The following is a 26,729-nucleotide window of genomic DNA, read 5'->3' as shown; positions in this document are numbered from 1 at the left end:
TTAGAATTTAAACATGTCGCTGATGGTGAGCAGTCCCTGATGCTCGCCTGTGTACTCGGCTGCCAGCACGGCTCCCAGGGCAAAACCCTTACGGCTGTGGGCATCGTGAGTAATGGTAATCAGGTCGGCATCGCTATCGTAGCGGATAGTGTGGATACCAGGCACCTCGCCACGACGGATATGATCTACGCGCAAGTACTTCTTGTCGGTAGTATCCTCTTTCCAAGCTTCCTTGCGGTCGATATTGTCAACAATCTCCTCGGCCAGCGTGATGGCAGTTCCGCTGGGATGGTCGAGCTTGTGCACATGGTGCGTCTCCTCCATCTCCACATCGTACTGTGGGAACTGGTTCATAATCTTAGCCAGATAGCGGTTTACGGCAGAGAAAATGGCCACACCGATTGAGAAGTTAGATGCCCAGAAGAGTGTTTTACCCTCCTCGTTGCAAGCCTTGCGCACCTCGTCGCCATGCTCGGTCATCCATCCGGTTGAACCACTAACAACTTTCACGCCTTTAGCCCATGCCTTAAGATAGTTGCCATAGGCAGCCTGTGGGGCTGTAAACTCGATGGCCACATCGGCCGATGCGAACTCAGGCGAATCGAAATCCTGCTGATTATCGATGTCGATAATACTTACAATCTCATGACCACGGTCGAGGGCTATCTGTTCAATCATCTTACCCATCTTGCCGTAGCCGATTAAAGCTATTTTCATAATTAATTCGAATTAAAACGCCGCAAAGATACTACTTTTTAGTCAACAATCGCCCATTTTCAACAGAAAATAACTAAAAAATTTGCTGATATTAAAATAATGTCATACTTTTGCACCCTCAAAGGGAGTATAGAATTCTATTTCAGGAGATGAGAAAATCTATTTTTGACTTACTAGAACGTAAGGGAAAGCAGCCTGTCAGCATGCTGACAGCTTATGACTATCATACAGCCTGCACCATTGATGAGGCTGGAATCGACATGATTTTGGTGGGCGATTCGCTCGGCAACGTAATGCTGGGTTATGAGAATACACTTGCAGTAACAGTTGATGACATGATTCATCACGGTGCCGCCGTGTGCCGTGGTGCCAAGCAGGCATTCGTGGTTATCGATATGCCGTTTATGTCATATCAAGTATCGGTAGAGGATGCTGTACGCAATGCCGGACGTATCGTAAAAGAAACTAACTGTCAGGCAGTTAAGCTCGAGGGCGGCGTAGAGTATGCCGACCGTATCAAGGCTATCGTAGAGGCAGGCATCCCTGTCGTGGCACATATCGGACTGACACCACAATCTGTTAATGCCATGGGTGGCTACAAGGTTCAGGGCAAATCGCTCGAACAGGCCAAGAAGCTTCTGGCCGACGCTAAGGCCGTAGAAGAGGCTGGTGCGTTTGCCATCACATTGGAGTGCGTGCCTGCAGAATTGGCTAAGCTCATCACCTCACAGACCAAGGCATTGACCATTGGTATCGGAGCTGGTAATGGCTGCGACGGCCAGGTGTTGGTTTATCAGGATATGCTGGGCTATAACAATGGCTTCATACCTAAGTTCGTGAAGAAATATGCCGACTTGCACAGTGTGATGCTTGAGGCTTTTAAACAATATAAACAAGAGTGTGAAGAGCGTACCTACCCAGCAGCAGGGCATACCTATGCTATCAGCGAAGAGGTGATGCAGGCGCTTTTTGAAACGGAGTTAGAAGAAGTAAGAAGATAAGAGAATATGAAAGTTGTTAAGACAGTAAAGGAGGTAAGAGAGATTGTAGCCGGTTGGCGTAAAGAGGGACTCAGCGTGGGATTGGTGCCTACAATGGGATTCCTGCACGAGGGGCATCAGAGCCTCATCCGCAAGTCGGCCAGTCAGAACGATCGCACGGTGGTTTCGGTTTTCGTTAACCCCATCCAGTTTGGTCCTAACGAGGATCTGGAGGCTTATCCACGCGACTTGAACCGCGACATGCAGAAGGTGGAAGAGGCAGGTGGCAACCTGATTTTCAACCCCGAGCCTGCCGAGATGTATCCTGGCCACTTTACGTCGTTTATCGATACCACCGAGACTACCGAGCTGCTTTGCGGCGCTGTGCGCCCCGTTCACTTCCGTGGTGTGTGCACCGTGGTAGGAAAACTGTTCAACATCGTTTGTCCCGATCGTGCTTACTTCGGACAGAAGGATGCCCAGCAGCTGGCTACCGTTAAGCGTTTTGTGCGCGACTTGAACTTCCCCGTAGAGATTGTGCCCTGCCCCATCGTTCGCGAGGACGACGGACTGGCAAAATCTAGCCGTAACACTTACCTGAATGCTGATGAGCGCCAGGCAGCGCTGATTCTTTCAAAGAGCTTGAAGCTGGGTAAGCAGGCTATCGAGGCTGGCGAGCGCGATGCACAGAAGGTGATCGACATCATCCGCCAGAACCTGGAGACCGAGCCTATGGCTCGTATCGACTATGTTGAGGTGGTTGACTTTGAGAACATCCAGCGCACAGCCCGTATCGAGGGCGAGGTTCTGGTTGCTATCGCCGTGTATATCGGTAAGACCCGACTGATTGATAATTTCATCGTAAATATTTAAGATAGGTATGGATATAACACTGCTGAAGGCAAAGATACATCGTGCTGTGGTTACCCAGGCCGATCTGGATTACGTGGGCAGTATCACTATCGACTCCGATTTGCTGCGCGAGAGCGGCATTCTGGAGTACGAAAAGGTAGAGATTGCCGATATCGACAACGGCAGTCGCTTTGCCACCTATGCCATTGCTGGCGAGGCCGGATCGGGCATTATCTGCCTGAACGGTGCCGCTGCCAAGTGCGTGAACGTAGGCGACAAGGTGATTATCATGGCCTATGCCACGATGACTCCCGAGGAGGCTCGCGAACACAAGCCTACTGTGCTGTTTGTAGATGAGCACAACAAGGTGGTTCGCAAGGCCAACTACGAGAAGCACGGCCTGCTGGTTGAACAGTAAAAACGTATAATATATGCTGACGGGAAAGACCATCGTACTGGGCGTTACGGGCGGTATTGCTGCCTACAAGAGCGCCAATCTGGCTTCGATGCTCATTAAGCTGCATGCCGATGTGCATGTGATAATGACGCAGAACGCCACCAAGTTTATTACGCCCATGACGTTCGAGACGCTTACCAACAATAAGTGCATTGTTGATACCTTCGATCGCAACTTCTCGTTCGATGTCAAGCATGTATCGCTGGCCAAGCGCGGCGATCTGTTTATCGTGGCTCCCTGTACAGCAAACGTCATCGGCAAACTGGCTCACGGCATCTGCGACGATATGCTTACCACCACCATGCTGGCCACCCACGCACCTAAACTGATTGCGCCTGCCATGAATACCGGCATGTGGGAGAACCCCATCCTGCAGGACAATCTTACCAAGCTTAAAGGCTATGGCTATCACGTCATCGATCCTATCATAGGTAGATTGGCTTGTGGCGATACGGGCACAGGTAAGATGCAGTCGGAAGAGGTAATCGTAGAGCATATCCTATCGTTTATGGCCAAGGAAAAGGACCTTGCTGGCAAACGCTATCTGATTACCGCAGGACCCACACAGGAGGCTATCGACCCCGTCCGCTATATCACCAACCACTCATCGGGCAAAATGGGCTACGCCATCGCTAAAATGGCCCGTTTGCGTGGCGCTCAGGTCACACTGGTGTCGGGTCCCGTTAACATCAAGCCTTTCTGTGGCGTAGATGTGGTGCCTGTTAAGAGCGCAGCCGATATGTTCGAGGCCGTTACCAGCCGTAGCGCTGAGGCCGATGTGGTGATTATGTGCAGCGCTGTGGCCGACTACACACCCGCCGTTTATGCCGACCAGAAGGTGAAAAAGCACGACGGCGACCTACAGATTGAACTCAAACGAACACAAGATATTCTTGGTTGGCTGGGCGAACATAAGCCCGCCAACCAGACTTTGGTGGGATTCTCGATGGAAACGGAGAATCTGATTGAGAACTCGCGCGCCAAACTGCTGAAGAAGCATGCCCAGCTGATTTGCGCCAACTCGATAGCTGGCGGCAACACGGGCTTTGCAGTCGATACCAACAAGGTAACACTCATCAGCGCCAAGGAGGTAAAAGAGCTGCCACTCTGCTCGAAGGAAGAAACGGCCGACCTGATTCTATCGCACATCCAAACCCTTGCGTAGCGTATGCATATACTCATAGATATCGGCAATTCAACCGTTGTAGTGGCGCTGGCTGATGCGCAGGGCAACATTGCCCACACATGGCGTTTCAAGACCAAGAAAGAAGAAACGGCCAGCTTTTTCCGTTACGAACTGCGCCAAGGACTGCGAAAATATGGTGTTGAAGCGGCTGATATCCAAAATATTACCATTTCGTCGGTTGTTCCTGAGGTGAACGACGATATGGCCCAGGCCATTACCGACCTGACGGGCTTGCAGCCCCATTTCTTCTCGATTGCCGATGCCCAGGGCATCATCTCGATAGATGTGGAATCGCCCGCCCAGTTGGGTAAGGACCGTTTGGCTGATGCCATCGGCGCCGCCTGCTGCTACGGTGTGCCTGCCATTGTCATCGACTTTGGCACAGCCACCACCATCGGCGTTATCGACGAAAACCGCGTGTTCCGTGGTGGAATCATCATTCCTGGCGTTAAAACCTCGCTCAACGCCCTCAGCACCCGCGCCTCGCAGCTGCCCGCCATCAACATCGAGAAGCCGCAGCACCTGATTGGTCGCAACACCCTCGAGTGCATGCAGAGCGGCATCGTTAACGGCACCGCAGCCATGATTGATGGTCTTATCAACCAGATACGCCCTACCCTTAACGGCCAGCCCCACATCATAGCCACCGGTGGCATGTCGCGCACCATCGCCCAGCATTGCCAAACCCCTATCACCATCGACCCACACCTACTCTTCAAAGGCCTCTTCCAGGCCAAATAATTTAAATCTTGTTATTATTCTAACTTTAAGATATTTCTTTGGATTTTTTCATTTTTAGGCGAATTATTTCTTTGGATTTTTTCATTTTTCGTATATCTGCCGCTTGGCGACGAGGCTGATAAGAGTTATCGCAAACTGCTACTGCTTGATACAGGCCATCCGTTGCTCGCTCGAGAATTTTGGAAAGTTCGATTATATCGACCCCAAAGCCGACAATGCCGTACGCCACGTTGAGATAGTTCCGCTATATGCCATATCGCAAATCAACGGATAATCGCCTGCCACAGAACCGTCCCCTGACATCTGCAGAACCGTCCCCTGACATCTGACAAGATGCCATACAATTGTTAGAACCTGAAGAGTTCTTTAATTGCTATTGGCCACAATAATCCATTGTTAATCAAAAGATAGGTTCGATGCCGCCCCCTGGCAGGGGCAAACAAAAAGTGCCCGCGTCGTCGCGACGAAGGGCACTTGAACTTAAAATTACGATAACGTTCTTATATAAATTACTCAATCATTATTATCATTAGGGTGTTACTGGAGTCAGCGTCCAGGTGTCGTCAGCATTAGTTGTGGTAGAGATGGCGAGGTTCAGGCCACCATAGGTGCCAGCCACCATTGGACTCGGTGACCATGCGCCAGTGGCAGCGGTACCATCAAATACCTGTGCTGGGCCGAATGTTATCGTGCCGCAGTTTTGAGTGCCGTTTGATAAATATCCAACACCCATAATATTAGGACTACCGGCACCCTTTGTTACAGTAACTTTTGTAACGTTTGCTGTTATCGCGATTGCGCCACATGTATTGCTGCCACTTCCATCAGCCCAGCCCGTACCAATACCAGCAGCATAATTACCACTAGTAGCGGTTACGGTACCACCATTAATCGTGATTGCTCCACATGTATTGTTCTTATCAATAGTTAATCCCGTTCCAATACCAGCAGCATACATAGCACCTTTAGCGGTTATCTCACCACCTTTAATCGTGATTGCTCCACATGTAATGTCGGAACTGTTACTATAGCTCGTTCCGATACCGGCACTTTGCGTGCCACCAGTAGCGTTGAGTTTACCATCACCTGCTGTTTCGGCATCAATGGTGAGCGTTGTTCCTGAAGGGCCAACAACTATACCAGCTTTTACTACGGGGTAATAATCTCCTTTAACCGTATTCGTAGAACCATCGGCCAGGATGATAGTGGCATCGCCTAAGCATTCGATTCTCTTTGTGATATTAATACCATTGAGTGTAACCGTTGCGCCAGCCTCAATGGTAATAGACTTGGACACAGAAGTTGTGACGTCACCCTCGATGAGCCAAGATTCATTGGTAGTCACGACAGCATTGCCATCAGTATTGATGTTGTGGATCTTATCGTAAACGTAAATGGTGCTGGTAGCGGTCAAGTCGCCAGCTTTAGCGGTAATGGTGGCAGTACCTTTTGCTTTAGGTGTTACTTGACCATTAGCGTCAACGGTAGCCACGTTCTCATTACTCGAAGTCCAGGTGATGGCTGCGTCGCTAGGTGTAACTGTCGGCGTTAGTGCTTGAGCAGTAAGAACATTCTTGTCAAACCTCAAGTTTGCTTTGTCGAGCGACAGGCTTGTTACAGCAGCCTTAACCGTTACCTTGTACGACTTTTCTTCGGCGAGGTAGATCTTCTTGCCCTCGGCGTTGTAGCCGGTGGTTTGGGCGGTGATGGTAGCGGTACCAGGGGTAATGGCGGTAACCTTACCCTCCTGATCTACGGTGGCCACTGTGGCGTCCGACGACGAGTAAACCACCACAGCTGTGCCGGCTGCTACGGCCTTACGAACATAGGTTTCGCCCACCTTAAGTGTTACATCGCTCGTACGCATGGTAATGTACGACTGCATGGGATTGTCTTCCACGGCCAGTTCATCACAACTGGTAAACCCGACAGTAGCCAATATGGCCAATACTGCCAACATCAACAAACTTTTTGTTTTCATAATCAATTTGTATTAAGTTAATAGAAAAAATTGTTTGCTGCAAATTTACAAAAAAATCCTAACGCCAGTTACCCCCCCCCGTTAAAAAAGGTTAACTTAGCAGAATTTATTTTCATTTCGTCCCACAAAACACCACCGACATCCCCTATCAAACCCGTTCGGTCGAATTTCTAAAACCACCCAAACAGGCAAACAGCGAGTCCCCCCAAAACATAAACAAACAGAAACTACCAGTTTCTGATGGTGAAACTAGTAGTTTCCTGCTTTGGAACTGATGCGGTTCTCAGTTTCTCATTTTCTCAGTTTCGGGGGCTGAGTTTAGAGATTGGCAACCAGTTTTTTGTAGCAATCACGCTTTACACGTTCGATGGCTTTCTCGTTAATCAGCGTGGTTATCTGCTTTGAACTCGAATCGGCATTGGCCAAATCAAAGGTCTTGGCAAACTCCTGCTTCGAGAATGTATCGGGCAGCATTTTGAAACACTGGGCAAAACGCGTGGTGTGATTGGTGGCGTAGGCAGCCTCGTCGCGTGCCTGATTGTCGTAGTAGTTATAGGCCAGAGTGCCATAGAAATGGTGCTGGCAATGATACTGGATGTCGAGAATCAGGCGGCAGAAGCGCTGGTCGATGTCATCCACCTCGTAGGTGCCGTTCTGCTCGCGCTCGTCCCAGTGGCGCATATCGATGAAGGGTGCAGGGATGTTCATGCCATAGTAGCCCACGCGCTGAATGAGCATCAGGTCGGCATAGTCCTCATTGTTGAACTCGGCAATCTCAGCACGGTGCTCATACCACTCTTTGGTGCATTCCGACAGCTTCTGCAGGGGCAGTTCGCCATAGCGTGTGTTCAGCTTGTTGGCCCATTCGCTGATAATCATGTCGGCTTTGTCGCCATCTTCGGCCGAACCCAAGTCCTGCAGTTTAAAGCTGGGTTTAGGCATGGGGATAGTAGCCAGTCGTGTGGCCAGTCCGCTACCAAAGGTTCGCGCATTCACCTTCTCCTTGAGCGAGTCGGGTGTGCCGGTATAGACGTAGTTCCAGAACACCTGGAAGATGCCGTTGTACGACTTCTCGTTGGCATAGTTCTGTCCGTCTTCCTCGTTGTGGAAGGCTTTCAGCTCCATCGCCGTCTTATCAATCCAGCCGCCACCCTTCTGCATCTTGGTCGAGTTGGTCAGCTCCGAGTCGAAGGTCACCATGTGCAGGTTCATCTCTTCGCCATTCACGTTCTCCTTGGCATTGACCATACTCTCGATAAACACGCCGTTAGAGGTGCGAGGAGGCATGTAACGGTTAATCTGCGTGGGCTTTTTCAGAGCGTCCTGCTCCTGAGCCTTGCTGGATGTGCCTCGCTCCTGTGCCTCCTGCTTGTACTTGTTGATAGCCTCGGATGCCTCCTTTGACTGCTGCTTGATGGGGGCCAGAATCAACTTGTCGAGACGTACAGCAAACGACTTTCCGCTACCAGGCGCGCCAATCACATAAATACTGTAGTTAAGGCGAGTCTTCTCGTTCTTCTTAAACCAGTAGTGATAGTAACAGCGTGTCATCAGCGTACCAAAGAAGGCTGAACCAACGAACAATGCTGCAGGCCAAACCTGGCGAGGCACACCCTGACAGATTTCACGCAAGCAGGGATAGTAAGGCATCAAAGCCTCGATTTCATCGGCCCATTCGGCCAGGGGCACATTGGCAAGATCGTCGTTCGAGCCCTTCTCAGGTTCCTTTACACCAGCTGTTTTCATGGCCTGCTTAAGCTCCTTCGAGGGATAGATGTAGGTAGAGTTTTCGGTGATGTAATTCATCGCACGCTCCACTTCTTCCAATCCGCGCTCCTCAATCAGCTGCTGCACAAAGGGCAGGCCCTTCATAATGGTACACAGCAGCTTGGGATCATTGTCGCAAATCACGCTGAGCATGTTACCCATCTGCATCATCGTCTTGTGGCGATCGCCAGTCTGGGGCTCGCCCAGTTCGTTTGTGAGCGCTGTGGCAATCTTTGAATAAGGTACACCGTGATAGATAGGCTCTGATGATTCAACGGGGGAAGAATTCCCCTCGTTGATGGGCTGAGATTTCAGCTCATCGTTAGCCTCAGTTGCAGGCTGGCTCTTGCCGTAGAAACGGTCCAGAATAGCATCAACAGCCTTTGATTCTTTTTCGGCTTTCTCGGCCTTTTTCTTGGCGCGCAGCTGCTTCTCGTAGTCCTTCCACTTCTGCTGTGTAGGACCGCTCTTAGCGGGCTTCTGTGTGTACAGATGGCCGTACTGCTCGTCGTAGGCAGAGTTGCTGTAGGTAAACAGACTCTCGTCCAGGAACTTCACATCGTCAAATTTAGGCACGAACGAGGCGCGCGCTGCATCTTTGCAGCCAGAGTCGATGCTGTCGAGCACACCCAGTAGCTGTGCCATTTCGTACTGGTTGTCCATCAGGTTGCCCCACTCAGGGCGAGCCATGAATACAATCTTAATGCCGTTACCCGAAGGTGTGATGTAGATGAGCAGAATGCCCAGTTCGCTAAAGTCGTCGCGACCAAGAATGCGGTCGATGATCTCCAGAGGATTCTCAACGTGGTCCAGGTCGATTACTACCAATCCGGTAAGATGCGCTGCAGTACTCTCGCGCCAGGTGCCCTCTACACCTTTCTTATTTATAGAAAGGCCGAAACTTGCCTGGAAGCAGCACACGGGCAGATGACTCTTCTTCGAGGCCTTCTTTGTGTCGCGATAGGCGTTGATTAACTCGCTGGTGCGGGCGCACTTGGTTGTGCCGTCGAACCATTCGGCGGTCATTTCTGTCATGGGCTCGTAGAGTCCGTTCGAACAGGTTGCGAAATTGTTTGTTGTTGTCTGTAACATAACTTAAAATTTTTAGGTAATACATTGCCGGTGCCACCCACTACGGGGGCTTGCCGCAAGCCGGGATTGTCCCGAACTCGCTGCGAAGGTAATGCATATAGGCACCCAACCCTAATTTCCTTAGGATGGATGCCTATACTCTTAGAATTCTAAGACTTTCGCCCTATATCGTTATGCTTTTGGCGTGTTTTCTGTACTAATAATGTCGAGTTGAGTCCTTAGGTTTCTTAATAAAATCATCGGGCGCGAATCAAATGCGCAATATCCAGCCCACTCGCTGATGGGGTGTTTAAGATATTCGCCCGATTGACGGGCACTGGCTATCGTATTGGCCGGACAGCCATAGTTAAGCGGCGTTTCGAGTTCTAGCAGCACCTCCTGCATGAATCGTTCAAACTCCGAGGCGTTATCGCCAAAATTATAATCCTCTTTACAGATAGCCTGAACTACTGCCATCGATGTGTTGGCCCAGAAGTACTCGCGACAGGCATCTACAGCCTTTGCCAACAGTTGCTTTAACTCATCTCGAGTCATCTTCTTGTCGGCATATACCTGCATATGCTTTTGATAATCAACGCATCTCAGCGTTATGCCGTGACCACCCTCGCGCTTGTTCAGTATATCGGTTATCAGGCTTATCCTATCCACTATCTGCAACAACTGCCTAAGATCGGCCAGCGTGTGCTCGTTTCTGAAATCCAGTCGGCGTGCAAAGGCTCGCCACGAATCGGGGAAAGCCTCTTTTATTCGGTCCCAGTCGTGCGATAACGGCAGTTTGGCATAATCGTCAATCAGCTGTTTTCGCTCCTCTACAAGCGCCATAATAGGGTCTTCGTCCTCGTAAGGATTCTGGTATTCATCCAGAATGCCGGGCAATGTAGAGCGGTACGACATAAAGTATTCGCTGATAAGCATCATTTCGCGATGCTCTTGCATCTGCTCCGAAAAGTGCGGATAGCCACCCTTGTGAACCACCTGTTTGCGCAACTCGTCGAACATAGCCTTACGGAGCCACTGATGACAGAAAAGGTTATCGGCCCTGCTTTGCAGCGCTTCTATTCTCTGCTGGCTTTTGCCAGAGAGTCGGTTGAATTGTTCCATCATAGTTAAGCTCCTTATCCGTTATAGTATTTGTCGTAAACCCATGCATCCAGATAGCCCATTGTCAGGTCGGTAGCATCGCTTGGGTCCCAGGTCATACCGTGCTTGGCAAAAATCTTCTCCAAGTCGGCAAATACAGCCTTTCCGTAGGCGCGCAGGCCTTGCTCGCTCTTAATATAAGGTGTTTGGGGCAGATGCTTCTGAGCAGCAGCACAAATATCGCGAACGGCAGGATAATCCTCTGCACAGTAGTTGTGTGGCGCAAAGCCGAACATGATGTCAAGCACACGTATCTCCTCGTCGTTCAGCCCCTCAGCGTGACCTTTAGCGTAGTGTTCCTCTATCTGCTGCATGGCATCAAGACTGCGACGTATAAAGTCCTCGCAATCCTCCAGCTTGCCCCAGTCGCCACGATTGCGCCAACATTGGAAGGCATAGTAATCCTGCACAGCCTGATTGTGCTGCACAGCCCAGTCAATCTCCTGGTCGGCCATCGTGTAGCACACCATAGCTGCAATGTGGCGATAGGGTGTGGTTTTCATCCACTCTACCAGCGCCTTGTTGTCGTATCTGAAGCTGTCCTTGTACAAATCGGTTTGTGCGAATCGTCCTTGCAGCCCGTCGCCAAGTTGCACTACATCAAATGGCTCATGACAGTACAAATCGTGCGACAGCAGGGCCAGCTCTTCTATCCAGCAGGCTATCTTATATTCGTCGTCGTTTAGTTCGGGTAGCTGCTCGCGATCTTTCATCTCCCACTCAAAGGCCAGCCACGGGTGCTTATCGGTAATCATTGTCAGGTCGCGGTCGGCTGTCCAGAACTGGTCGCTCAGCCACAGGGCATAATGCCCATCGGGCACCGTGCTTCTCAGTCGCTCCAGCTGCTCGAGTGTGAACGTGCGCAGTCCGTCGCCCTGCAATGCAAGCACTGGCTTAAGATCTATGCCTTTAAAGACATTCTTCTTGATATGCTCAAGAAATTGTTTAGGTGTCATGTTACTCATCTTGTTTTTTGTAATTTTTGTGCAAAGGTAAGCAATTTAAGTAACAATCGTGAATGTTTGCACAGAAAAAACATAGAAACTGGGAAACTGAGAAACTGAGATTCAGGGTGGTTTGGAACAGGCAAAGTATGATAATAATAAGAAATGATAATCGTATCATAGATACCATTATTAACTTTCCCCGTTCAAAACTAAAACCAACCCGATTCCCATTTTCCCATTTTCTCATTTTCTCGCACATTACGGCAATCTCATAGATACTTTACTATTATCTGATAGATACTCTCCTATTATCCACCAGAGAGCTACCACCATAAAAAGTAAAGTATTTTGCATACTATTAATTTATCGCGCCGCCGCCCAGTTTTTACGCCCATCCTAAGGAAAAATATTTCCCTAACTGGGGAGAAAAATTTCCCTAGTGAGGTAGCAAATTTTCCCTCACTGGGGAAAAATTGCGGGCTTTAGGTAGTGTTTTACGACAGATATTATGATGTAAGTTGTTTTTACCACACCCCGAACTGATTTTACGCCGCAGTACCGAAAAAAAATGCCGTTTTTCTTGGATAGTATCTGATTAAATGGGGAAAACCCAAAGCAAGGGGGGCTCAGCGATTGAGTCCCCCATCCTTCTGTGTGTTTTCCCTAAACAATCAGCTGGCAGCTGCCCTCTGATCAGAAATCAAGTCGGTAGAAGATGTTTGGCAGCGAGATACCAGTCTTGTCGATGCGAACATCACGAGTACCCAGATCGAAACGCTGGTACTGAGGCGCCTCGTTGCCTAATACGTTCAAGCCCTCGAAAGCAAAGGTGTGACTCACCTTACGCTTGTTAATCTTATAGCTCACGGTAAGATCTACAACACCTGTTGGATCGAAACGCTTGGTGAATGCCTCGCCATCCTTATAGATAGGATCATCATCAATGATACCCATGTTCACACGGGCACGCATCTGATCTACGTCGACAGGTGTGTAGCGCATACCGCCCTGGATGCTGTACTTGGCGCTGATGTTAAACACGTTCTTGCCTATCATCCACTCCTTACCGGCCAGGATCTTAAACATGAAACCACGGTCGTACAGCTGGTTGCGCCAAACCTTATCCTGTCCGCGGTACTCAGCCTTATAGAGCGAGAAGTTAACCTGACCGAAGAATCCGCGACTCATGTAGTGCTCAAGCGTTACATCGCCACCATAGTTGCGGGTGTTACCCTTGCTAACCAAAGCCTCATCGGTGTAATTGTAGTAGCGGTTAGTAACACAGTAGGTGCTGCCGTTAATACCCACCGGCGTGTTGAAACCATACTCGTAGTAAGCGTTCGCGCGCAGAATCAGGTTAGGTGTGAACTTATGCGTATAGGTGAGATTCATGTGGTGCGACTTGCTCATACCAAGATCCTTGTTAGGCATATTGCCGTTGTCATCGCGATAGAAGTAGGTATCCAGCTTCTCAATCATCGAGTGCAGGCCATAGCCCATCGATAAGCTGTTATTCTCGTCGGGTTCCCACTTAAAGCTTACGCGTGGCTCTATCGAAAGGTCCTTCGACAGTAGGAAATAGTTGCCAGAGACACCAGCCGAGAGACTGAACTTTTCGCTCAGGTTAAAGATGTTATGCCAGAACAGATTAGCCAATCCGGTATTATCCTTCATCTGAGCGTACTCGGTCATCTTTTTATCGGGATAAAACTTGGTGGCGTACAGACGATCATGGGCACGATAGTAGAGATTGAAATAACGCTGCGAGTACTCTCCGCCAAACTGTGTAAGCCACTTGCTGGTTACCTGCTTAGCAAACTCGGTATTAATCATCAGTCGGTCTTCGTTCATCTGCTGCTGACTGTAGGGGTACTTATTTTTCTTTGGATCGGCAGGATCCTCGTAAGCCAATGGTGATTTTACAACACCATCCTTATCGAGCGCAAATCCATAGTAGAACATATCACTCTTCAGGTGCTGCATATTGTAGGCCAGAGTAGTACGCCAGGTCCACTTGTTGTCAAAGTGAATCTTGTGCGTTACACCTGCCAGAATCTGCGTCAGTTTACTCTCGTTGTCCGAGGCATCGTAAACCGAGTGCGCGTCTTCAAGCTTTAAGGGGTCGTCGTGATTGGTATCGTGCAGTCCCACTCCAAAGATCGAGAACGTACCAGCATTCTTGGTGGGGAACACCAGTTTTACAGAGAAATCTTGGAAGGCCATGTGCGAACCTTCTGTATCAACCAGACTCAGTTTATCTGCAAGCGATGTAAATCCGTAGCGGTAGTTAATGATATAACTGCTGTTGTGCTTGCGCGAGATAGGGCCTTCGAGTGTCAACTCCTCGGATACAGTACCAATCTGCAGAATATTCTCGTGCTTAGAGTTGTTACCCGCACGCATCTTCACATCAAACACACCACTCAGGGCATTGTTGTAGTTGGCATTAAAGGTAGAGGTAAAGAAGTCGCTGTTGCCAATCACGTTCGAGTTCAGCGCACTTACCAGTCCGTAGCCAGCATTCCACATATCGTTAAAGTGGTTGGGTGTAAACACCTCAACGCCCTCAATGCGGTACTGCATGCGCTCGGGTGCATTACCATGAATCGAGAGTCCGCTACCGCCAGCATCGCCCGATACGCCGGCAAACGACATCACCAGTCGGGCCGGGTCGTTATAACCGCCTGCAAATCGGCTGGCCTCTTCCATCGAGAGCATCACACCACCGGTGAGTACCGACGGGTTAACGGTGGCCTCCTTGTTTACACGGGGCTTAACCACCACCTCCTTCAGCTCGGTGCTGTTCTCGCGCAGGGCAATCTCCAGCACTACCTCCTTGGGGCCCGAAATCAGGATTTCCTTCATCACACTGGGCTCGTAACCAATATAGTTGGTCTCGATGGTGTAACGTCCGCCCTTGCTTATCTTGATGGTAAAGTTACCATCCATGTCGGCAACAGCAGCCGCATTCTCTAATTCTGCAATTTTTACCGTAGCACCAATAAGCGCTTCGCCCGTAACGGCATCTTTTACAGTTCCACGCAGGGTTTCGGCCTGCACGCTCATAGTTCCGCAAAGTAAAATAGCGGTCGACAAGAGGTTAATAATCGTTGTTTTGTTCATAAAAATAATTGTTTTAGATATGATAAATTCTGAAATTCATCTCACGATGTACGCTGCAAATATACAACTATTTTTTATATAATGCAAAAAATAATGAAAAAATATTTGGAGTTGCCTGATAGCAAAAATAAGGGAAACTAATGGTTCCGGCTAGGGAAACTGGCAGTTCCTTGCAGGGGAACTGCCATTACAGATGGTTGATGATTTGCTGCAAATTCTCTAAAAATTGGGCGGCATGGCCCCCATCCATCTGGGCATGATGGAACTGCATGGAGATGGGAAGCCACACCTTGAACCAACTTTTGCGATAGCGACCCCAAGCCAGGAAGGGGTTATTGAAAACACCCGAGTACTGGTTGACGATGCTGTCGAGCTGGGTGGCCGTCATAGCCGAGGTGCCGATAATCATCGCCTCCTCATCGAACGAACTTTCGCAGGTGTCGATGGCCGTCTGCGTCATCCGATCGTAATCGGCGGCAAACTGATTAAAATCATCGCTATAGGGCACATCGCACGAACAGATATCGCCCTTTTTATGGTTCACAATCACGTTGATGGCCAGGCGGTCGTACTTGTACAGCTTGCCAATCTCGGGCAACAGATAGAACTCTGGTCTATCTACGGCAGCACGCCCCATGCACCAGCACAGCAGCGTGTTAAACTTTACGCCCCTGCGCTTGCAAACCTTATACAGGCGCGTTACATCAAACGTTTTAGTAAACGTAACCATGGGCACGGGCGATTTCATCCAAAGTCCGAAAGCCTTAGCCCTGCTGGTATCCTGCGGGTTAACTTCTTGTTTCATTGTGGTTATACCGATTTCTGATTTCGCCTGCAAAGATAGCGATTGCCCCCGAAACCACCAAACATTTGGGATAAATAACACGCTTTTGTGACGAATGTGACAGTTGTGACAGTAATTTTTTGTACCTTTGCAGCGATTTAAAGCAAAGCGTTATGAAGATAGTAATGATTGGATCGGGAAATTTGGCCACGCAGCTGGGACAGGCACTCAGTAAGGCAGGCCAGGATATGGTGCAGGTGTATAGCAAGACGGCCGAGCATGCCGGCGAGCTGGCTACTAAGTTGAACTGCGATTACACCACCAACATCGACGAAATAACCGAAAATGCCGATATCTACATCATCTCGGTGAAGGATGATGCCATCGCCACACTGGCCGAAAAGGTAGGTCGCAAGGCGCAGCAGGCCATCATCGTTCACACAGCGGGCAGCATAGACATGCAGGTGCTGCAGCCACACGCAAAACGTTACGGCGTGCTGTACCCGATGCAGACATTCTCGAAGAACAAACCAGTGGATTTCAAGCCGATACCTTGTTTTATCGAGGCTTCGGACGATGCCACGCTATCCGCCATCCGCACGCTGGCCGAGAGTGTATCGCAGAATGTGGTGCCAGCCACATCGGCACAGCGCAAAAAACTGCACCTGGCAGCCGTGCTGGCCTGCAACTTTACCAACCATTGCTACCGACTGGCCGAAAAGGTGCTTGAAGAGGAGCAGATGGATTTTAAGCTCTTTTTACCGCTGATAGACGAAACGGCACGAAAAGTAGCCCAGCTGAGCCCGAAACAGGCACAGACGGGTCCGATGATGCGTTGGGATACGGGCGTGATGCAGATGCAGATGGAGCTGCTGAACAACGAACGCACCCGACAGATTTACAAGCTGATGGCCGAGAGCATTCACGAGGATGCTACAAAATAAGATGGTAGGTGCCGCCAGCCATAGCTTTCACCACACCTTTCATTTCGAGCTGGAAAAGCAGCGCCGTAACCTGACTGATAGACAGGTTGGCATGCACACTCAATACATTTATCTGGAGATCGTTGGTTTGCTGCAGCAAACTGACGATTTTCTGTTCTTCGGCCGATAGTTCGGGGAACAACTGGCGCTCGATACCGCCTGCCAAAGCCTGCTGACGGAGAATATCATCCTGCCAACCCATAGCCTCAACAAAGTCAGCTGCGCTGGTAATCAACTCGGCAGCCTTATCGCGGATAATATGGTTGCAACCCTCGGAGTAAGGTCGGCCCACATTGCCTGGGAACGCAAATACGGGGCGATTGTAGCTCTGTGCAATCTCGGCTGTTATCAGACTGCCACCTTTTGCAGCACTCTCAATCACAATGGTAGCATCGGCACAACCAGCCACAATGCGGTTGCGGCGCACAAAGTTCACCTTATCGGCATTGGTCTGGGTCATAAACTCCGTCAGCAGTCCGCCATGGGTAGTCATCTCGGCAGCTGTGTCGCGATGGTGATAGGGGTAGATCTGATCTAATCCGTGAGCCAGCACACCCAAGGTCTGATAGCCGTTCTCGAGGGCGTTGCGATGTGCGCAGATATCTACACCATAAGCCAAACCACTCACAATCAGCACATTGTGGCACATCTCGTGCAGCTCGCTGATAAACCTGTGCGTGATATCCTGCCCGTAAGTGGTGATGTGGCGCGTGCCTACGATACTGATGATTTTCTGCTGGTTCAGGTCGGCATTACCCTTATAGTACAGCACCAGCGGCGCATCGGGGCACTCCAGCATGCGCTGAGGGTAGTCGTCGTCGAGTGGCGTTATGGCGCGTATCTGGTGCTCCTCCATATACTTCAACTCGTATTCGGCCCGTTTCATCGCGTCGCCCCAGTCCTTCAGGGCGGCAACCAGGCGTGGCGAGCAATCAGGTATCAGGTCGGCCACCTTGTGGCGGTGTTCGTATAGTTTCTGGGCGCTACCAACGGTTTTGTACATCTCTAACGCCAGCTGGAAGTTAAAGTTAGTAAGGCGTGTAAGCGCCATTGCATAGAATATTTCCTGGTTCATAAGTGTTTATTTGCGTTTTAAGTATTCGTAACCAAAGCGACAACGCAGACAGTCCTTCTTGTCGCAATACTCCTTTTTAAGCTGTATGAGCGCCTGCGAGTCGCCAGCCGACTTAACGGGCAGTCCCACCTGCTGCCACATGCGGATAATGTGGTTGTTCTCGGCCTTGAGCTGCTCGAGGAATTCGAAAGCCCTATCGCAAAGCACCTCTTTCGACTGATGTCGGCCATAGGCAAACAGCATGGGGATGGCGGTATTAATCATCAACAGATTGATGGAGCCTACCGACAGATGTTTGGCGTTCTTAGCACTCTCGGAGCCAAAGGTATAGTGGGTTTCCCAATAGGGCGTAACCTGCGAGCTGAGCACGTGTTTGAGTTCATCGAGGGTTTCGCACTCTATCAGCTGACTCAGACCTGCCTTCTGCTGATAATACAGGTTGGCCAACTGCGCCAGACGGATGTGAGGGAAGTTCTGCGGGCGCAGGCGAAGGAACCGCCACAGACGGAAATCAATCGGCTTCATCGAGAATTTATGCGCCAGATACTGGTACTCGTTGCGCAATCGGGCAAAATAGCCGTCGTTAAGCGCATCCTTCTGGTAGCACTCGGGCACAGCATCCAGCTCCAGCAATCCTGCCTGACCGAAGAAGATAGCCTCGATCTGAAACAAATCGTCGCGATGGTGCGCTACAGCACTCAGGGGCACGTTCTGAGCCCACTGTTCGAACACATCGCCATTAATGCCAAAGCCATAGTTGCGGGCCAAAGTGGTAAAATAGCCATCCTCCCACGAGCCGTTGCAACGCTCTACACGCTTTAGGATATCGGCTGTTTTGCGCTCCAGGCGCTCAACCTGCAGGGCAGCCATCCACGAGTGAATAGTGAGCGAGGGCAAATCGGGTATCACCTTATAACAAGCCGGATACTCCTCGGTTTGGCGCAATTCATCGTAATGTACCTGCACATGCGGCGGTACATCCAGCTGCAGCTGAGGCACATACTGGCCGTTGCTCTTCATCACCTCGGTATCCAGCACCTTGGCCACATGCAGTATCACATTGTCGTAATCGCTGTTCTTATCGTGCCCATGCACGTACCAGTCGCTCGACTTGTCGTGAATCTCAACATTGCCCGCCCACATAGTGCCGTTAATGCGCACTTTGGCATTCACAAAATCGGGCCCGGCATCGCTGTTGTGCTTGCCCGGATCGATCACCTCAACCAGCATACCATCGCTTGTGAGCAACTCTTTCAGCGGAAAAAGCTTCAGTTTCCAAGTATAGTGGAGTAATTGTTCCATATGGTTTATTTAGCTATAAGTAAAAATTTGTGCACAAAAATACATGATTATTTGCAATCAACCAAATAATATCAGAAAAAATGCGTAACTTTGCACCCGAAATGAAGATAGGCGATATAGAATTTGGACAAAATCCGGTGTTTTTGGCACCGATGGAGGATGTGACTGATATTGGTTTCAGACTGCTTTGCAAGCGGTTTGGAGCAGCGATGGTATATACTGAGTTTGTAAGCGCCGAAGCGCTGATACGCGATGTAAAATCTACCATCTCGAAGCTGACCATCAGCGATACCGAGCGCCCCGTAGGCATACAGATCTACGGTCGCGACGTAGAGGCGATGGTTGAAGCGGCCAAAATCGTAGAACAAGCCGGTCCGGATCTGATCGACATCAACTTCGGTTGCCCAGTAAAAAAGGTGGCAGGCAAGGGTGCTGGCGCAGGCATGCTGCAGAACATACCAAAGATGCTGGAGATTACCAGCAAGGTGGTAGATGCCGTAAAGCTGCCCGTAACGGTGAAAACACGCCTTGGCTGGAACCACGAGCAGCTGATTATCACCGAGTTGGCCGAACAGCTGCAGGATTGCGGCATTAAAGCGCTGACCATTCACGGCCGCACACGAAGTCAGATGTACACAGGCGAGGCCGACTGGACGCTGATTGGCGAGGTGAAGCGCAACCCACGCATACATATTCCTATTATAGGTAACGGCGATATTCACAGTCTTGACGAGGCCGACGAGGCATTCAAGACCTATGGTGTAGATGCCATCATGATTGGTCGCGCCACCTTCGGCTGTCCTTGGATTTTCAGTCGCGAAGAGCTCGACTTTAACCAGAAACTGGATATCCTTGAGGAGCTGCTGCGTATCAACGTGGAGCGTATAGACGAGAAACGAGGCATCCTCCATACCAGAAGACACCTCGCTGCTACACCTATATTTAAAGGAATTCCCGATTTCCGACAGACCCGTATCGCCATGCTGAGAGCCGAGAAGATGGACGAGCTCTTGCAGATACTGGAGGATACACGAAAGCTGTTGGGCTAATCCTTTTAAATCACATGTTTAGAACCATCCCATGAGCGAACGCAGATAGGCTGTGAGTTCGCCAGCCATCTTTTCGTCCTGATACACATTGGGATGCCAATCGTTGCCGTACCACTCGTCGCCGGCGATGGGCGCCATATCAAAGCGGTAAACCTCGTTATCGCCAGCCTTCTTGGCTTCGGCAGTCACCTCGTCGAGCAACTGCTTCACCTGCTGCAACTCCTTGTTATACAGCATCGAACCCGACAGGAACACAATCTTAGCCTTGGGGTTATGCAGGCGCACCATCTGCAGCAGCTTCTTGTAGTTCTGCTTCAGCAGCTTCAGGTCGTAGTTGTTGGTCGAAGTATCGTTGGTACCCAGATTGATGCAGATCACATCAGGCTGATAACGGCCGAAATCCCATTTTTCGCGCAAGAAAGTAGCCTCGTGGCGCAGTTCCGGCTTCCAGGCATAGCCGACATACTCGTACTGCACCAGCATGTTCGACTCGGGGTTGCCCGTCTTGGGACCGTCGTAGTTGCGATAAGCACCAATACCACTGCGAGCCACCACCCAGTGCTGGGCATTCAGATTGCGCGCTGTTATCGAGGCATACGAGTAATAATGATTCTCAGTCGCATAATCAAAATGCTCCTCTTTCTTCAATCCCTCGTTACCATAGCCGCAGGTAATCGAATTGCCGATGAATTCTATCTTTCTTGAGGGCAAAGCAGGCGCATCAACCAACTTTTTGCCTTTATCGAGCACAAAGCCCCAGAACTCTGGGAAAAACTCGTAACCCTCGATAACATACATCAGTTTAACGGTGTGCACACTATCGGGCAGCGCAGTAGCCAGCGTTACCAGCGAGTCGCGCTCGCCACGAAAAGCCACCTTGAAAGGCTCGGACTTATCAATCTGAGCCACAAAATAACCACTCTGCGGCTTGGCCAGCATGCGCAAAGAGGTGCCCTCGAAGGCAGCCACTATCTGCACGCCAGGAAAGTTGAACGCAGGACGCTCGGGGTTAGTAAAGCTGATGCGACCGGCATACTGAATGTGGGCATCAGTAGGTTTGATTACTTCGCCTTGTATAGGCATCGTTTTAATGGCCATCAGTTGTTGGCACAACATAGCTACGGAAGCTATCAAAAACAATTTTTTCATATAATTTTTAAGTTTTGGTGGCAAAGTTACGAAATCTTTTTGTATCTTTGCCCCAATTAAACCATAAAATTTTAAATTATGCAAGCAGTAGGAATATTTTTCGGCATTATTGTTGCACTCGCAGTTATCATCATCGGTTACTTTATTTCAACCCAGCGCAGCCTGGTAAGTCTCGATGAAATGTGTAAAAATGCCCTGAGCCAGATCGAGGTTCAGCTTAATTCGCGTTTCGATGCAGTAATAGCTTTGGCTAAAACGGCAGCACAGTATGCCAAGCACGAGAGCGAAACAATTATCCAGACCATCGAAGCCCGCGGAGGTCACACTTCGGCCGCCACACCAGCAGGCATCAACGCCCAGTCGGATCTGTTAGGTCAGATGATGAGCCGCCTGAACGTAGTGGTTGAGCAGTATCCTGAGTTAAAAGCCAGCGAACTCTACAAGAAAGCACAGGAAGGACAGACCGAGTACGAGGAGAACGTACGCATGTCGCGTATGGTTTACAACGATACCGCTACCAAGATGAACCGCATGGTGCGCCAGTGGCCATCAAGCATCGTTGCACAGATGCTGCATTTCGATGTAAAAGACTATCTGAAGGTTGACAACGAGAAGAAAAAGGACTATCCCGATCTCGATGAAGCCTTTAAAAAATAAAGCGCGAAAAGTGAAAAATTATAAATAGCCACAGATTATTTTGTAGTCTGTGGCTTTTTTCGTAATTTTGCACACGAAATATGATGGACGAAGATTTCGATATTCGCGAACAACGTTACTCTCAAGGCGAGAAGGACTTTGAGAACGCTTTACGACCGCTGAGCTTTAGTGACTTTAGCGGTCAGAAAAAGGTTGTTGAGAATCTTGAGGTGTTTGTAGAGGCCGCCAAATATCGTGGCGAGCCCTTGGATCACACCTTGCTGCACGGTCCTCCAGGACTGGGTAAGACAACCCTCTCGAATATCATCGCCAACGAGCTGGGCGTAGGCTTTAAGATAACCAGCGGCCCTGTACTCGACAAGCCAGGCGACCTGGCCGGCATCCTGACATCACTCGAGAAGAACGACGTGCTTTTTATCGACGAAATCCACCGTCTCTCGCCTGTAGTAGAGGAATATCTCTACAGCGCGATGGAGGATTATCGCATCGATATCATGATTGATAAAGGTCCGTCGGCACGTAGCATCCAGATTGACTTGAACCCATTTACGCTGGTGGGCGCTACCACCCGTAGCGGACTGCTTACAGCACCTTTGCGTGCCCGTTTCGGTATTAACATGCATCTGGAGTACTACGAGCCCGAAACGCTGCAGGCCATCATCGAGCGCTCGGCTAACATCCTGGGTGTGCCCATTACCGAAGACGCTGCCTTGGAGATTGCAGGCCGTTCGCGTGGAACGCCACGTATCGCCAACGCCCTGTTGCGTCGTGTGCGCGACTTTGCGCAGGTGAAAGGCAACGGTACCATCGACACCAAGATTACCCGCGTGGCACTCACAGCCCTGAACATCGACAAGTACGGTCTCGATGAAATCGACAATAAGATTCTGCTCACCATCATCGATAAGTTCCGTGGCGGTCCCGTGGGCATCACAACCATCGCTACTGCTATCGGCGAGGATGCAGGTACCGTAGAAGAGGTGTACGAGCCATTCCTGATTATGGAAGGCTTCATCAAGCGAACCCCTCGCGGACGTATGGTTACCGAGCTGGCTTACAAGCACTTCGGGCGCAACCCTTATGGCGGAAACATTATGCAACCCAATCTGTTTGACTAATATGAAAACAGGAATATTTGTGGGGAGTTTCAACCCCTTTACAATTGGCCACGATTCTATCGTGCGACGTGCATTGCCACTCTTCGACCGATTGGTAATCGGCGTGGTTGGCGATAATGTTCACAAGCCCGATATGCCCAAAGCCGAGGAGCGTATGCAGGCCATCAAAGAGCTCTATGCCGATGATCCACGCATAGAAGTGAAACCCTATCACGGCTTAGCGATGGACTTTGCCAAAGCCGAAAACGCCCAATTCATCGTAAAAGGCGTGCGCACAGCGAGCGACTTTGAGTATGAGCAATGGCAGGCCGATTTTAATCGCCGTCTGGGTGGTATCGAGACGATTCTGCTTTATACTGAGCCAGAACTGGCCAGCGTGTCATCGAGTGCTGTGCGCGAGCTGCAGCATTTTGGCGTAGATGTAAGTGCTTATATACCGAAAAAACATTAACTATGATTATATACGAAGCAGAGGGAGTGAAATTCCCTAACATCAAGAAGCGAGAGACTACTAACTGGATTCGCCAGGTGGCAGCCAGTTATGGTAAGAAAGTCGGTGAAATCGGCTATTTGTTCGTGAACGATGAGAAGATTCTCGAAGTGAACAACCAGTTCTTGGGTCACGACTACTATACGGATATCATCACCTTCGACTACTGCGAGGGTAAAACCATCAGCGGTGATATCTATATCTCTGTCGACACGGTGTTTACCAACGCCGACAAGTTCGGTCGCCCCTACGACGAGGAGCTGCACCGTGTAATCATTCACGGCATTCTGCACCTGTGCGGCATTAACGACAAGGGCCCAGGCGAGCGCGAAATTATGGAAGCCGCTGAGGATAAGGCACTTGCCATGCTGAAAGAAGAAGAATAAGTTTTTAGGAAAAATATGAAGAGATTGATGATGACTGTGAGCTGCTGCTCACTGATGGTTGTTGCCCTCACGCTGATGAGCTGGGTGGCCGACGACACGATGACAAAGGAAAACGGGATGACAGTAATCAACACCACCCAGCTGGGTAAGGATGTGCAGGGCTTTTTGGGCACTACACCAGTTAAAATCTATATCCAGAAGAACAAGGTGGTAAAGATTGAGGCATTGAAAAACCAGGAGACCCCCAAATACTTCCTGAAGGTGAAGAAGAACCTGCTGGACAAGTGGAACGGCGTAAAGGTAAAGGATGCCAAGAAGATGAAGGTTGATGCCGTAACAGGCGCCACCTACTCATCGAAAGCTGTTATCGAGAACGTACAGTTAGGATTGGATTACTATTCTAAGCACTAATCACGGTGCAAAAAGCCTATGGATATAGCCATTTATACACTCACTTCGGAGCTGCACGACGAGGCGGCTGTAGGAACAGTTACTCAGGAGTTTCTGGGTAGCTTAGGGATTGAATACACGCTGAAAGGCAACGATTACAGCGATTACGGCACTCACACGCTATCGGTCATTTATGTGCGCACAGGTGGTACCGAGGGCATTTTTAAGCGCTTGCTGCCCCAGCTGCGTCAGCAGTCACAGGCCCCTTTCTATCTGCTCACATCGGGTAAAAGCAACTCGCTGGCAGCATCGATGGAGATTCTCTCGTATCTGCAGCAGAACTACCTGCAGGGCGAGATAATTCACGGAAGTGCCGATTACATCGCACGCCGTCTGCAGGCCTTGCAGAAGGTTCAGGAGGCCAAACACAGGCTTAACGGCACTCGCTATGGTATCATCGGCAAGCCTTCCGACTGGCTGATTTCGAGCGTAGCCGATCCCAAAGCCGTAAAAACCAAGTTAGGTATCGAGTTGGTAGAAGTTCCCATTTCGGAGCTGTTAGAGGGTATCGATAAGATCACCGAAGGCGAGATGCCCGACCGTATCTATCAGGCCCTGAAAGCTATCGTTTCCAAGCATCATCTGCAGGGCTTTACGCTGCGTTGCTTCGACTTGCTGACGGCTGTTCACAATACTGGTTGCTGGGCGTTGGCTAAGCTGAATGCCGAAGGTATTGTGGCCGGTTGCGAAGGCGATGTACCAGCCATGTTATCGATGGCTATCACCAATGCCTTGTTAGGCGTATCAGGTTTCCAGGCCAATCCATCGCAGATTAACCCCGAAACAGGTGAGATGCTGTTTGCGCATTGCACCATACCATTGAATATGGTAGAGCGCTACGAACTGGATACGCATTTTGAGTCGGGAATAGGCGTTGGAATCAGAGGTTTCATGAAGGAAGGCCCCGTTACAGTATTCAAGGTATCAGGCGATCTGAAGCGAAGTTTCATGGCCGAAGGCGAACTGGTTAGAAATCAGGCCAAGCCCGACCTCTGTCGCACGCAGCAGGTAATACAACTGACTGATAATGAACAGACTGCCTACTTCCTAACCCACCCCATTGGTAATCATCACATTATCACACCAGGCAAGAACCGCAAGCTGTTCGAAGACTTTATCGCATCATTATAAACAATGAACGAGGCCACGCTCGCATTCATCCGTAGTCATGCTAACGACGACGTACGGCAACTGGCACTTCAAGGCAAGAAGAACCCTGAGGTGGACATGACGTACGCACTCGACCAGATAGCAGGCCGGCAGAAAGCGCGCGTAAAAATACCATCGTGGGCAGCTAACGACGACATTGTGTATCCGCCTCACCTGTCGATGGAGCAATGCTCGAGCGAAGCCACAGCCCGCTATAAAGCCCAGATAGCCGGCAAAGGTGAGAGAATTGTAGATTTAACCGCTGGTTTTGGCGTTGATATGGCATTTATGTCGGTCAACTTTGCCGAAGCCGTACACGTGGAGCAGCAGGCAGCATTATGCGCCATTTCATCGGCTAACTACGCCTGCTTAGGCTTACAGCACATCAAGGTAGTGTGCAACGATGGTGTGGCCTATCTGCACCAGATGGAGCATGCCGATCTGATATTCATCGACCCAGCCCGACGCAATGAGCACGGCGGGCGCACCTACGGCATTGCCGATTGCACGCCAAACGTGCTGGAACTTATCGATGAAATGCTTGAAAAAGCCGATCGTGTAATGATAAAACTATCACCCATGCTCGATTGGCAGAAGGCTGTTTCGGACATTGGGAATGTAAGCGAAGTTCATATCGTTTCGGTGGCCAACGAGTGCAAAGAACTGCTCTTGGTCGTCGAACGAAAAGCCCAGCATCTAAAGGTGTTCTGCGTAAACGACGGGCAGGTATTCAGCTATTCATCGAACGATGAAATCCGCAATTTTTATCAGCAACCACCCAATCCCCAATATCTGTACGAACCCAATGCATCGGTAATGAAGGCCGGATGCTTCCAACTCATAGCTCAACGCTTCGGCATCAGTCAGCCCGATAAGAACAGTCATTTGTTCCTATCTGACCAGACCATCCCCGATTTTCCTGGGCGCGGATTTGTGATCGAACGCGTCTGCACAATGAACAAACGAGAGTTAAAAACAGGCTTGGCAGGTATTACCCAAGCCAATATCGCCGTGAGGAACTTCCCATTATCAGTAGCCGACCTGAGAAAGCGACTGAAGCTGAAAGACGGCGGCGAGGTATATATTTTCGCCACAACAAGTGCCGAGAAGGGCCATCTGCTGCTGGTTTGCCGAAAAATATCATAATATTTTTT

General features: G+C 49.9%; 25 protein-coding genes. 15 read left to right on the top strand and 10 right to left on the bottom strand.

Features of this window, described 5'->3' with window-relative positions:
* Complete coding sequence (gene dapB, locus BLU97_RS02985) at window positions 1–717, bottom strand: 4-hydroxy-tetrahydrodipicolinate reductase (RefSeq protein ID WP_074760184.1); 717 nt, start codon at window positions 715–717, stop codon at window positions 1–3.
* A gap of 149 nt (window positions 718–866) precedes the next feature.
* On the opposite strand from dapB, the gene panB reads away from it, so the two are divergent.
* The 6 genes from panB (at window position 867) to BLU97_RS16320 (ending at window position 5,207) form a co-directional block, all read left to right on the top strand.
* On the top strand, window positions 867–1,718 hold the full coding sequence (panB, locus tag BLU97_RS02980) for a 3-methyl-2-oxobutanoate hydroxymethyltransferase (protein ID WP_074760183.1): 852 nt from the start codon (window positions 867–869) through the stop codon (window positions 1,716–1,718).
* Between the two features lie 6 nt (window positions 1,719–1,724).
* On the top strand, window positions 1,725–2,570 hold the full coding sequence (panC, locus tag BLU97_RS02975) for a pantoate--beta-alanine ligase (protein ID WP_074760182.1): 846 nt from the start codon (window positions 1,725–1,727) through the stop codon (window positions 2,568–2,570).
* A gap of 7 nt (window positions 2,571–2,577) precedes the next feature.
* A complete protein-coding gene (gene panD / locus BLU97_RS02970) occupies window positions 2,578–2,967 on the top strand; it encodes an aspartate 1-decarboxylase (RefSeq protein ID WP_074760181.1) in 390 nt (129 codons plus the stop codon).
* Window positions 2,968–2,980: 13 nt separating this feature from the next.
* On the top strand, window positions 2,981–4,171 hold the full coding sequence (coaBC, locus tag BLU97_RS02965) for a bifunctional phosphopantothenoylcysteine decarboxylase/phosphopantothenate--cysteine ligase CoaBC (protein ID WP_074760180.1): 1,191 nt from the start codon (window positions 2,981–2,983) through the stop codon (window positions 4,169–4,171).
* A gap of 3 nt (window positions 4,172–4,174) precedes the next feature.
* On the top strand, window positions 4,175–4,933 hold the full coding sequence (locus BLU97_RS02960) for a type III pantothenate kinase (RefSeq protein WP_074760179.1): 759 nt from the start codon (window positions 4,175–4,177) through the stop codon (window positions 4,931–4,933).
* Between the two features lie 145 nt (window positions 4,934–5,078).
* Window positions 5,079–5,207 (top strand): hypothetical protein, encoded by a 129-nt coding sequence (locus tag BLU97_RS16320; protein ID WP_262503154.1) that lies wholly within the window; start codon window positions 5,079–5,081, stop codon window positions 5,205–5,207.
* 255 nt (window positions 5,208–5,462) lie between these two features.
* Here the strand turns inward: BLU97_RS16320 and BLU97_RS02955 are convergent, their stop codons facing one another.
* From BLU97_RS02955 to BLU97_RS02930, 6 genes are all read right to left on the bottom strand, one after another.
* Window positions 5,463–6,914: an Ig domain-containing protein gene (locus BLU97_RS02955; protein WP_139208722.1), complete on the bottom strand. Its 1,452-nt coding sequence runs from the start codon at window positions 6,912–6,914 to the stop codon at window positions 5,463–5,465.
* A 318-nt stretch (window positions 6,915–7,232) separates the two neighbouring features.
* Entirely contained in the window at window positions 7,233–9,773 is a 2,541-nt protein-coding gene (locus BLU97_RS02950) for a BT4734/BF3469 family protein (protein ID WP_081352832.1), read from the bottom strand.
* A gap of 171 nt (window positions 9,774–9,944) precedes the next feature.
* Entirely contained in the window at window positions 9,945–10,877 is a 933-nt protein-coding gene (locus BLU97_RS02945; protein ID WP_074760176.1) for a hypothetical protein, read from the bottom strand.
* Between the two features lie 11 nt (window positions 10,878–10,888).
* Complete coding sequence (locus BLU97_RS02940) at window positions 10,889–11,878, bottom strand: hypothetical protein (protein WP_074760175.1); 990 nt, start codon at window positions 11,876–11,878, stop codon at window positions 10,889–10,891.
* Between the two features lie 675 nt (window positions 11,879–12,553).
* Window positions 12,554–14,983 (bottom strand): TonB-dependent receptor, encoded by a 2,430-nt coding sequence (locus BLU97_RS02935; RefSeq protein WP_081352831.1) that lies wholly within the window; start codon window positions 14,981–14,983, stop codon window positions 12,554–12,556.
* A gap of 187 nt (window positions 14,984–15,170) precedes the next feature.
* On the bottom strand, window positions 15,171–15,788 hold the full coding sequence (locus BLU97_RS02930) for a CatA-like O-acetyltransferase, family 2 (protein WP_074760173.1): 618 nt from the start codon (window positions 15,786–15,788) through the stop codon (window positions 15,171–15,173).
* A gap of 119 nt (window positions 15,789–15,907) precedes the next feature.
* Between BLU97_RS02930 and BLU97_RS02925 the strand changes: the two genes are divergently transcribed.
* Entirely contained in the window at window positions 15,908–16,711 is an 804-nt protein-coding gene (locus tag BLU97_RS02925; protein WP_410543896.1) for a Rossmann-like and DUF2520 domain-containing protein, read from the top strand.
* On the opposite strand, the gene dprA is transcribed toward BLU97_RS02925, so the two are convergent.
* Window positions 16,701–17,825, bottom strand: coding sequence for a DNA-processing protein DprA (dprA, locus tag BLU97_RS02920; protein WP_074760171.1), 1,125 nt, complete (start codon window positions 17,823–17,825; stop codon window positions 16,701–16,703). The two genes, BLU97_RS02925 and dprA, sit on opposite strands and share 11 nt — an antisense overlap.
* Before the next feature lie 6 nt (window positions 17,826–17,831).
* Complete coding sequence (locus BLU97_RS02915; RefSeq protein WP_074760170.1) at window positions 17,832–19,127, bottom strand: DUF2851 family protein; 1,296 nt, start codon at window positions 19,125–19,127, stop codon at window positions 17,832–17,834.
* 101 nt (window positions 19,128–19,228) lie between these two features.
* Here BLU97_RS02915 and dusB point away from each other — a divergent pair, with 101 nt between their 5' ends.
* Entirely contained in the window at window positions 19,229–20,176 is a 948-nt protein-coding gene (dusB, locus tag BLU97_RS02910; protein ID WP_013065327.1) for a tRNA dihydrouridine synthase DusB, read from the top strand.
* An 18-nt stretch (window positions 20,177–20,194) separates the two neighbouring features.
* On the opposite strand, the gene BLU97_RS02905 is transcribed toward dusB, so the two are convergent.
* On the bottom strand, window positions 20,195–21,325 hold the full coding sequence (locus BLU97_RS02905; RefSeq protein WP_074760169.1) for an SGNH/GDSL hydrolase family protein: 1,131 nt from the start codon (window positions 21,323–21,325) through the stop codon (window positions 20,195–20,197).
* 78 nt (window positions 21,326–21,403) lie between these two features.
* Between BLU97_RS02905 and BLU97_RS02900 the strand changes: the two genes are divergently transcribed.
* The 7 genes from BLU97_RS02900 to BLU97_RS02870 all read left to right on the top strand — a co-directional run bounded on the left by BLU97_RS02900 (window position 21,404) and on the right by BLU97_RS02870 (window position 26,721).
* Entirely contained in the window at window positions 21,404–21,982 is a 579-nt protein-coding gene (locus BLU97_RS02900; RefSeq protein WP_074760168.1) for a LemA family protein, read from the top strand.
* Between the two features lie 83 nt (window positions 21,983–22,065).
* Window positions 22,066–23,100: a Holliday junction branch migration DNA helicase RuvB gene (ruvB, locus tag BLU97_RS02895; protein WP_074760397.1), complete on the top strand. Its 1,035-nt coding sequence runs from the start codon at window positions 22,066–22,068 to the stop codon at window positions 23,098–23,100.
* 1 nt (window position 23,101) lies between these two features.
* A complete protein-coding gene (coaD, locus tag BLU97_RS02890) occupies window positions 23,102–23,551 on the top strand; it encodes a pantetheine-phosphate adenylyltransferase (RefSeq protein WP_074760167.1) in 450 nt (149 codons plus the stop codon).
* 2 nt (window positions 23,552–23,553) lie between these two features.
* Entirely contained in the window at window positions 23,554–23,976 is a 423-nt protein-coding gene (gene ybeY / locus BLU97_RS02885) for an rRNA maturation RNase YbeY (protein WP_074760166.1), read from the top strand.
* 30 nt (window positions 23,977–24,006) lie between these two features.
* Entirely contained in the window at window positions 24,007–24,387 is a 381-nt protein-coding gene (locus tag BLU97_RS02880) for an FMN-binding protein (protein WP_139208771.1), read from the top strand.
* A gap of 18 nt (window positions 24,388–24,405) precedes the next feature.
* Window positions 24,406–25,557, top strand: a complete 1,152-nt coding sequence (locus BLU97_RS02875) for a hypothetical protein (RefSeq protein ID WP_074760164.1) — start codon at window positions 24,406–24,408, stop codon at window positions 25,555–25,557.
* Between the two features lie 3 nt (window positions 25,558–25,560).
* A complete protein-coding gene (locus tag BLU97_RS02870; protein WP_074760163.1) occupies window positions 25,561–26,721 on the top strand; it encodes a class I SAM-dependent methyltransferase in 1,161 nt (386 codons plus the stop codon).
* The last annotated feature ends 8 nt before the right edge of the window (window positions 26,722–26,729 follow it).

The sequence above is a fragment of the Xylanibacter ruminicola genome, from assembly GCF_900107775.1.
Classification (GTDB): Bacteria; Bacteroidota; Bacteroidia; order Bacteroidales; family Bacteroidaceae; genus Prevotella; species Prevotella ruminicola_C.
This window is presented reverse-complemented; position numbering and strand designations above follow the sequence as displayed.

Excerpts from the sequence above, each read along its gene's own strand:
- coaD (WP_074760167.1), top strand. The coding sequence starts at position 23,102 with ATGAAAACAGGAATATTTGTGGGGAGTTTCAACCCCTTTACAATTGGC.
- BLU97_RS02935 (WP_081352831.1), bottom strand. The coding sequence starts at position 14,983 with ATGAACAAAACAACGATTATTAACCTCTTGTCGACCGCTATTTTACTT.
- BLU97_RS02900 (WP_074760168.1), top strand. The coding sequence starts at position 21,404 with ATGCAAGCAGTAGGAATATTTTTCGGCATTATTGTTGCACTCGCAGTT.
- coaBC (WP_074760180.1), top strand. The coding sequence starts at position 2,981 with ATGCTGACGGGAAAGACCATCGTACTGGGCGTTACGGGCGGTATTGCT.
- dprA (WP_074760171.1), bottom strand. The coding sequence starts at position 17,825 with ATGAACCAGGAAATATTCTATGCAATGGCGCTTACACGCCTTACTAAC.
- BLU97_RS02930 (WP_074760173.1), bottom strand. The coding sequence starts at position 15,788 with ATGAAACAAGAAGTTAACCCGCAGGATACCAGCAGGGCTAAGGCTTTC.
- dapB (WP_074760184.1), bottom strand. The coding sequence starts at position 717 with ATGAAAATAGCTTTAATCGGCTACGGCAAGATGGGTAAGATGATTGAA.
- panB (WP_074760183.1), top strand. The coding sequence starts at position 867 with ATGAGAAAATCTATTTTTGACTTACTAGAACGTAAGGGAAAGCAGCCT.
- BLU97_RS02875 (WP_074760164.1), top strand. The coding sequence starts at position 24,406 with ATGGATATAGCCATTTATACACTCACTTCGGAGCTGCACGACGAGGCG.
- BLU97_RS02915 (WP_074760170.1), bottom strand. The coding sequence starts at position 19,127 with ATGGAACAATTACTCCACTATACTTGGAAACTGAAGCTTTTTCCGCTG.
- BLU97_RS02960 (WP_074760179.1), top strand. The coding sequence starts at position 4,175 with ATGCATATACTCATAGATATCGGCAATTCAACCGTTGTAGTGGCGCTG.
- BLU97_RS02940 (WP_074760175.1), bottom strand. The coding sequence starts at position 11,878 with ATGAGTAACATGACACCTAAACAATTTCTTGAGCATATCAAGAAGAAT.
- BLU97_RS02905 (WP_074760169.1), bottom strand. The coding sequence starts at position 21,325 with ATGAAAAAATTGTTTTTGATAGCTTCCGTAGCTATGTTGTGCCAACAA.
- dusB (WP_013065327.1), top strand. The coding sequence starts at position 19,229 with ATGAAGATAGGCGATATAGAATTTGGACAAAATCCGGTGTTTTTGGCA.
- panD (WP_074760181.1), top strand. The coding sequence starts at position 2,578 with ATGGATATAACACTGCTGAAGGCAAAGATACATCGTGCTGTGGTTACC.
- BLU97_RS02870 (WP_074760163.1), top strand. The coding sequence starts at position 25,561 with ATGAACGAGGCCACGCTCGCATTCATCCGTAGTCATGCTAACGACGAC.
- BLU97_RS02950 (WP_081352832.1), bottom strand. The coding sequence starts at position 9,773 with ATGTTACAGACAACAACAAACAATTTCGCAACCTGTTCGAACGGACTC.
- BLU97_RS02955 (WP_139208722.1), bottom strand. The coding sequence starts at position 6,914 with ATGAAAACAAAAAGTTTGTTGATGTTGGCAGTATTGGCCATATTGGCT.
- ruvB (WP_074760397.1), top strand. The coding sequence starts at position 22,066 with ATGGACGAAGATTTCGATATTCGCGAACAACGTTACTCTCAAGGCGAG.
- BLU97_RS02945 (WP_074760176.1), bottom strand. The coding sequence starts at position 10,877 with ATGATGGAACAATTCAACCGACTCTCTGGCAAAAGCCAGCAGAGAATA.
- BLU97_RS02880 (WP_139208771.1), top strand. The coding sequence starts at position 24,007 with ATGACTGTGAGCTGCTGCTCACTGATGGTTGTTGCCCTCACGCTGATG.
- panC (WP_074760182.1), top strand. The coding sequence starts at position 1,725 with ATGAAAGTTGTTAAGACAGTAAAGGAGGTAAGAGAGATTGTAGCCGGT.
- ybeY (WP_074760166.1), top strand. The coding sequence starts at position 23,554 with ATGATTATATACGAAGCAGAGGGAGTGAAATTCCCTAACATCAAGAAG.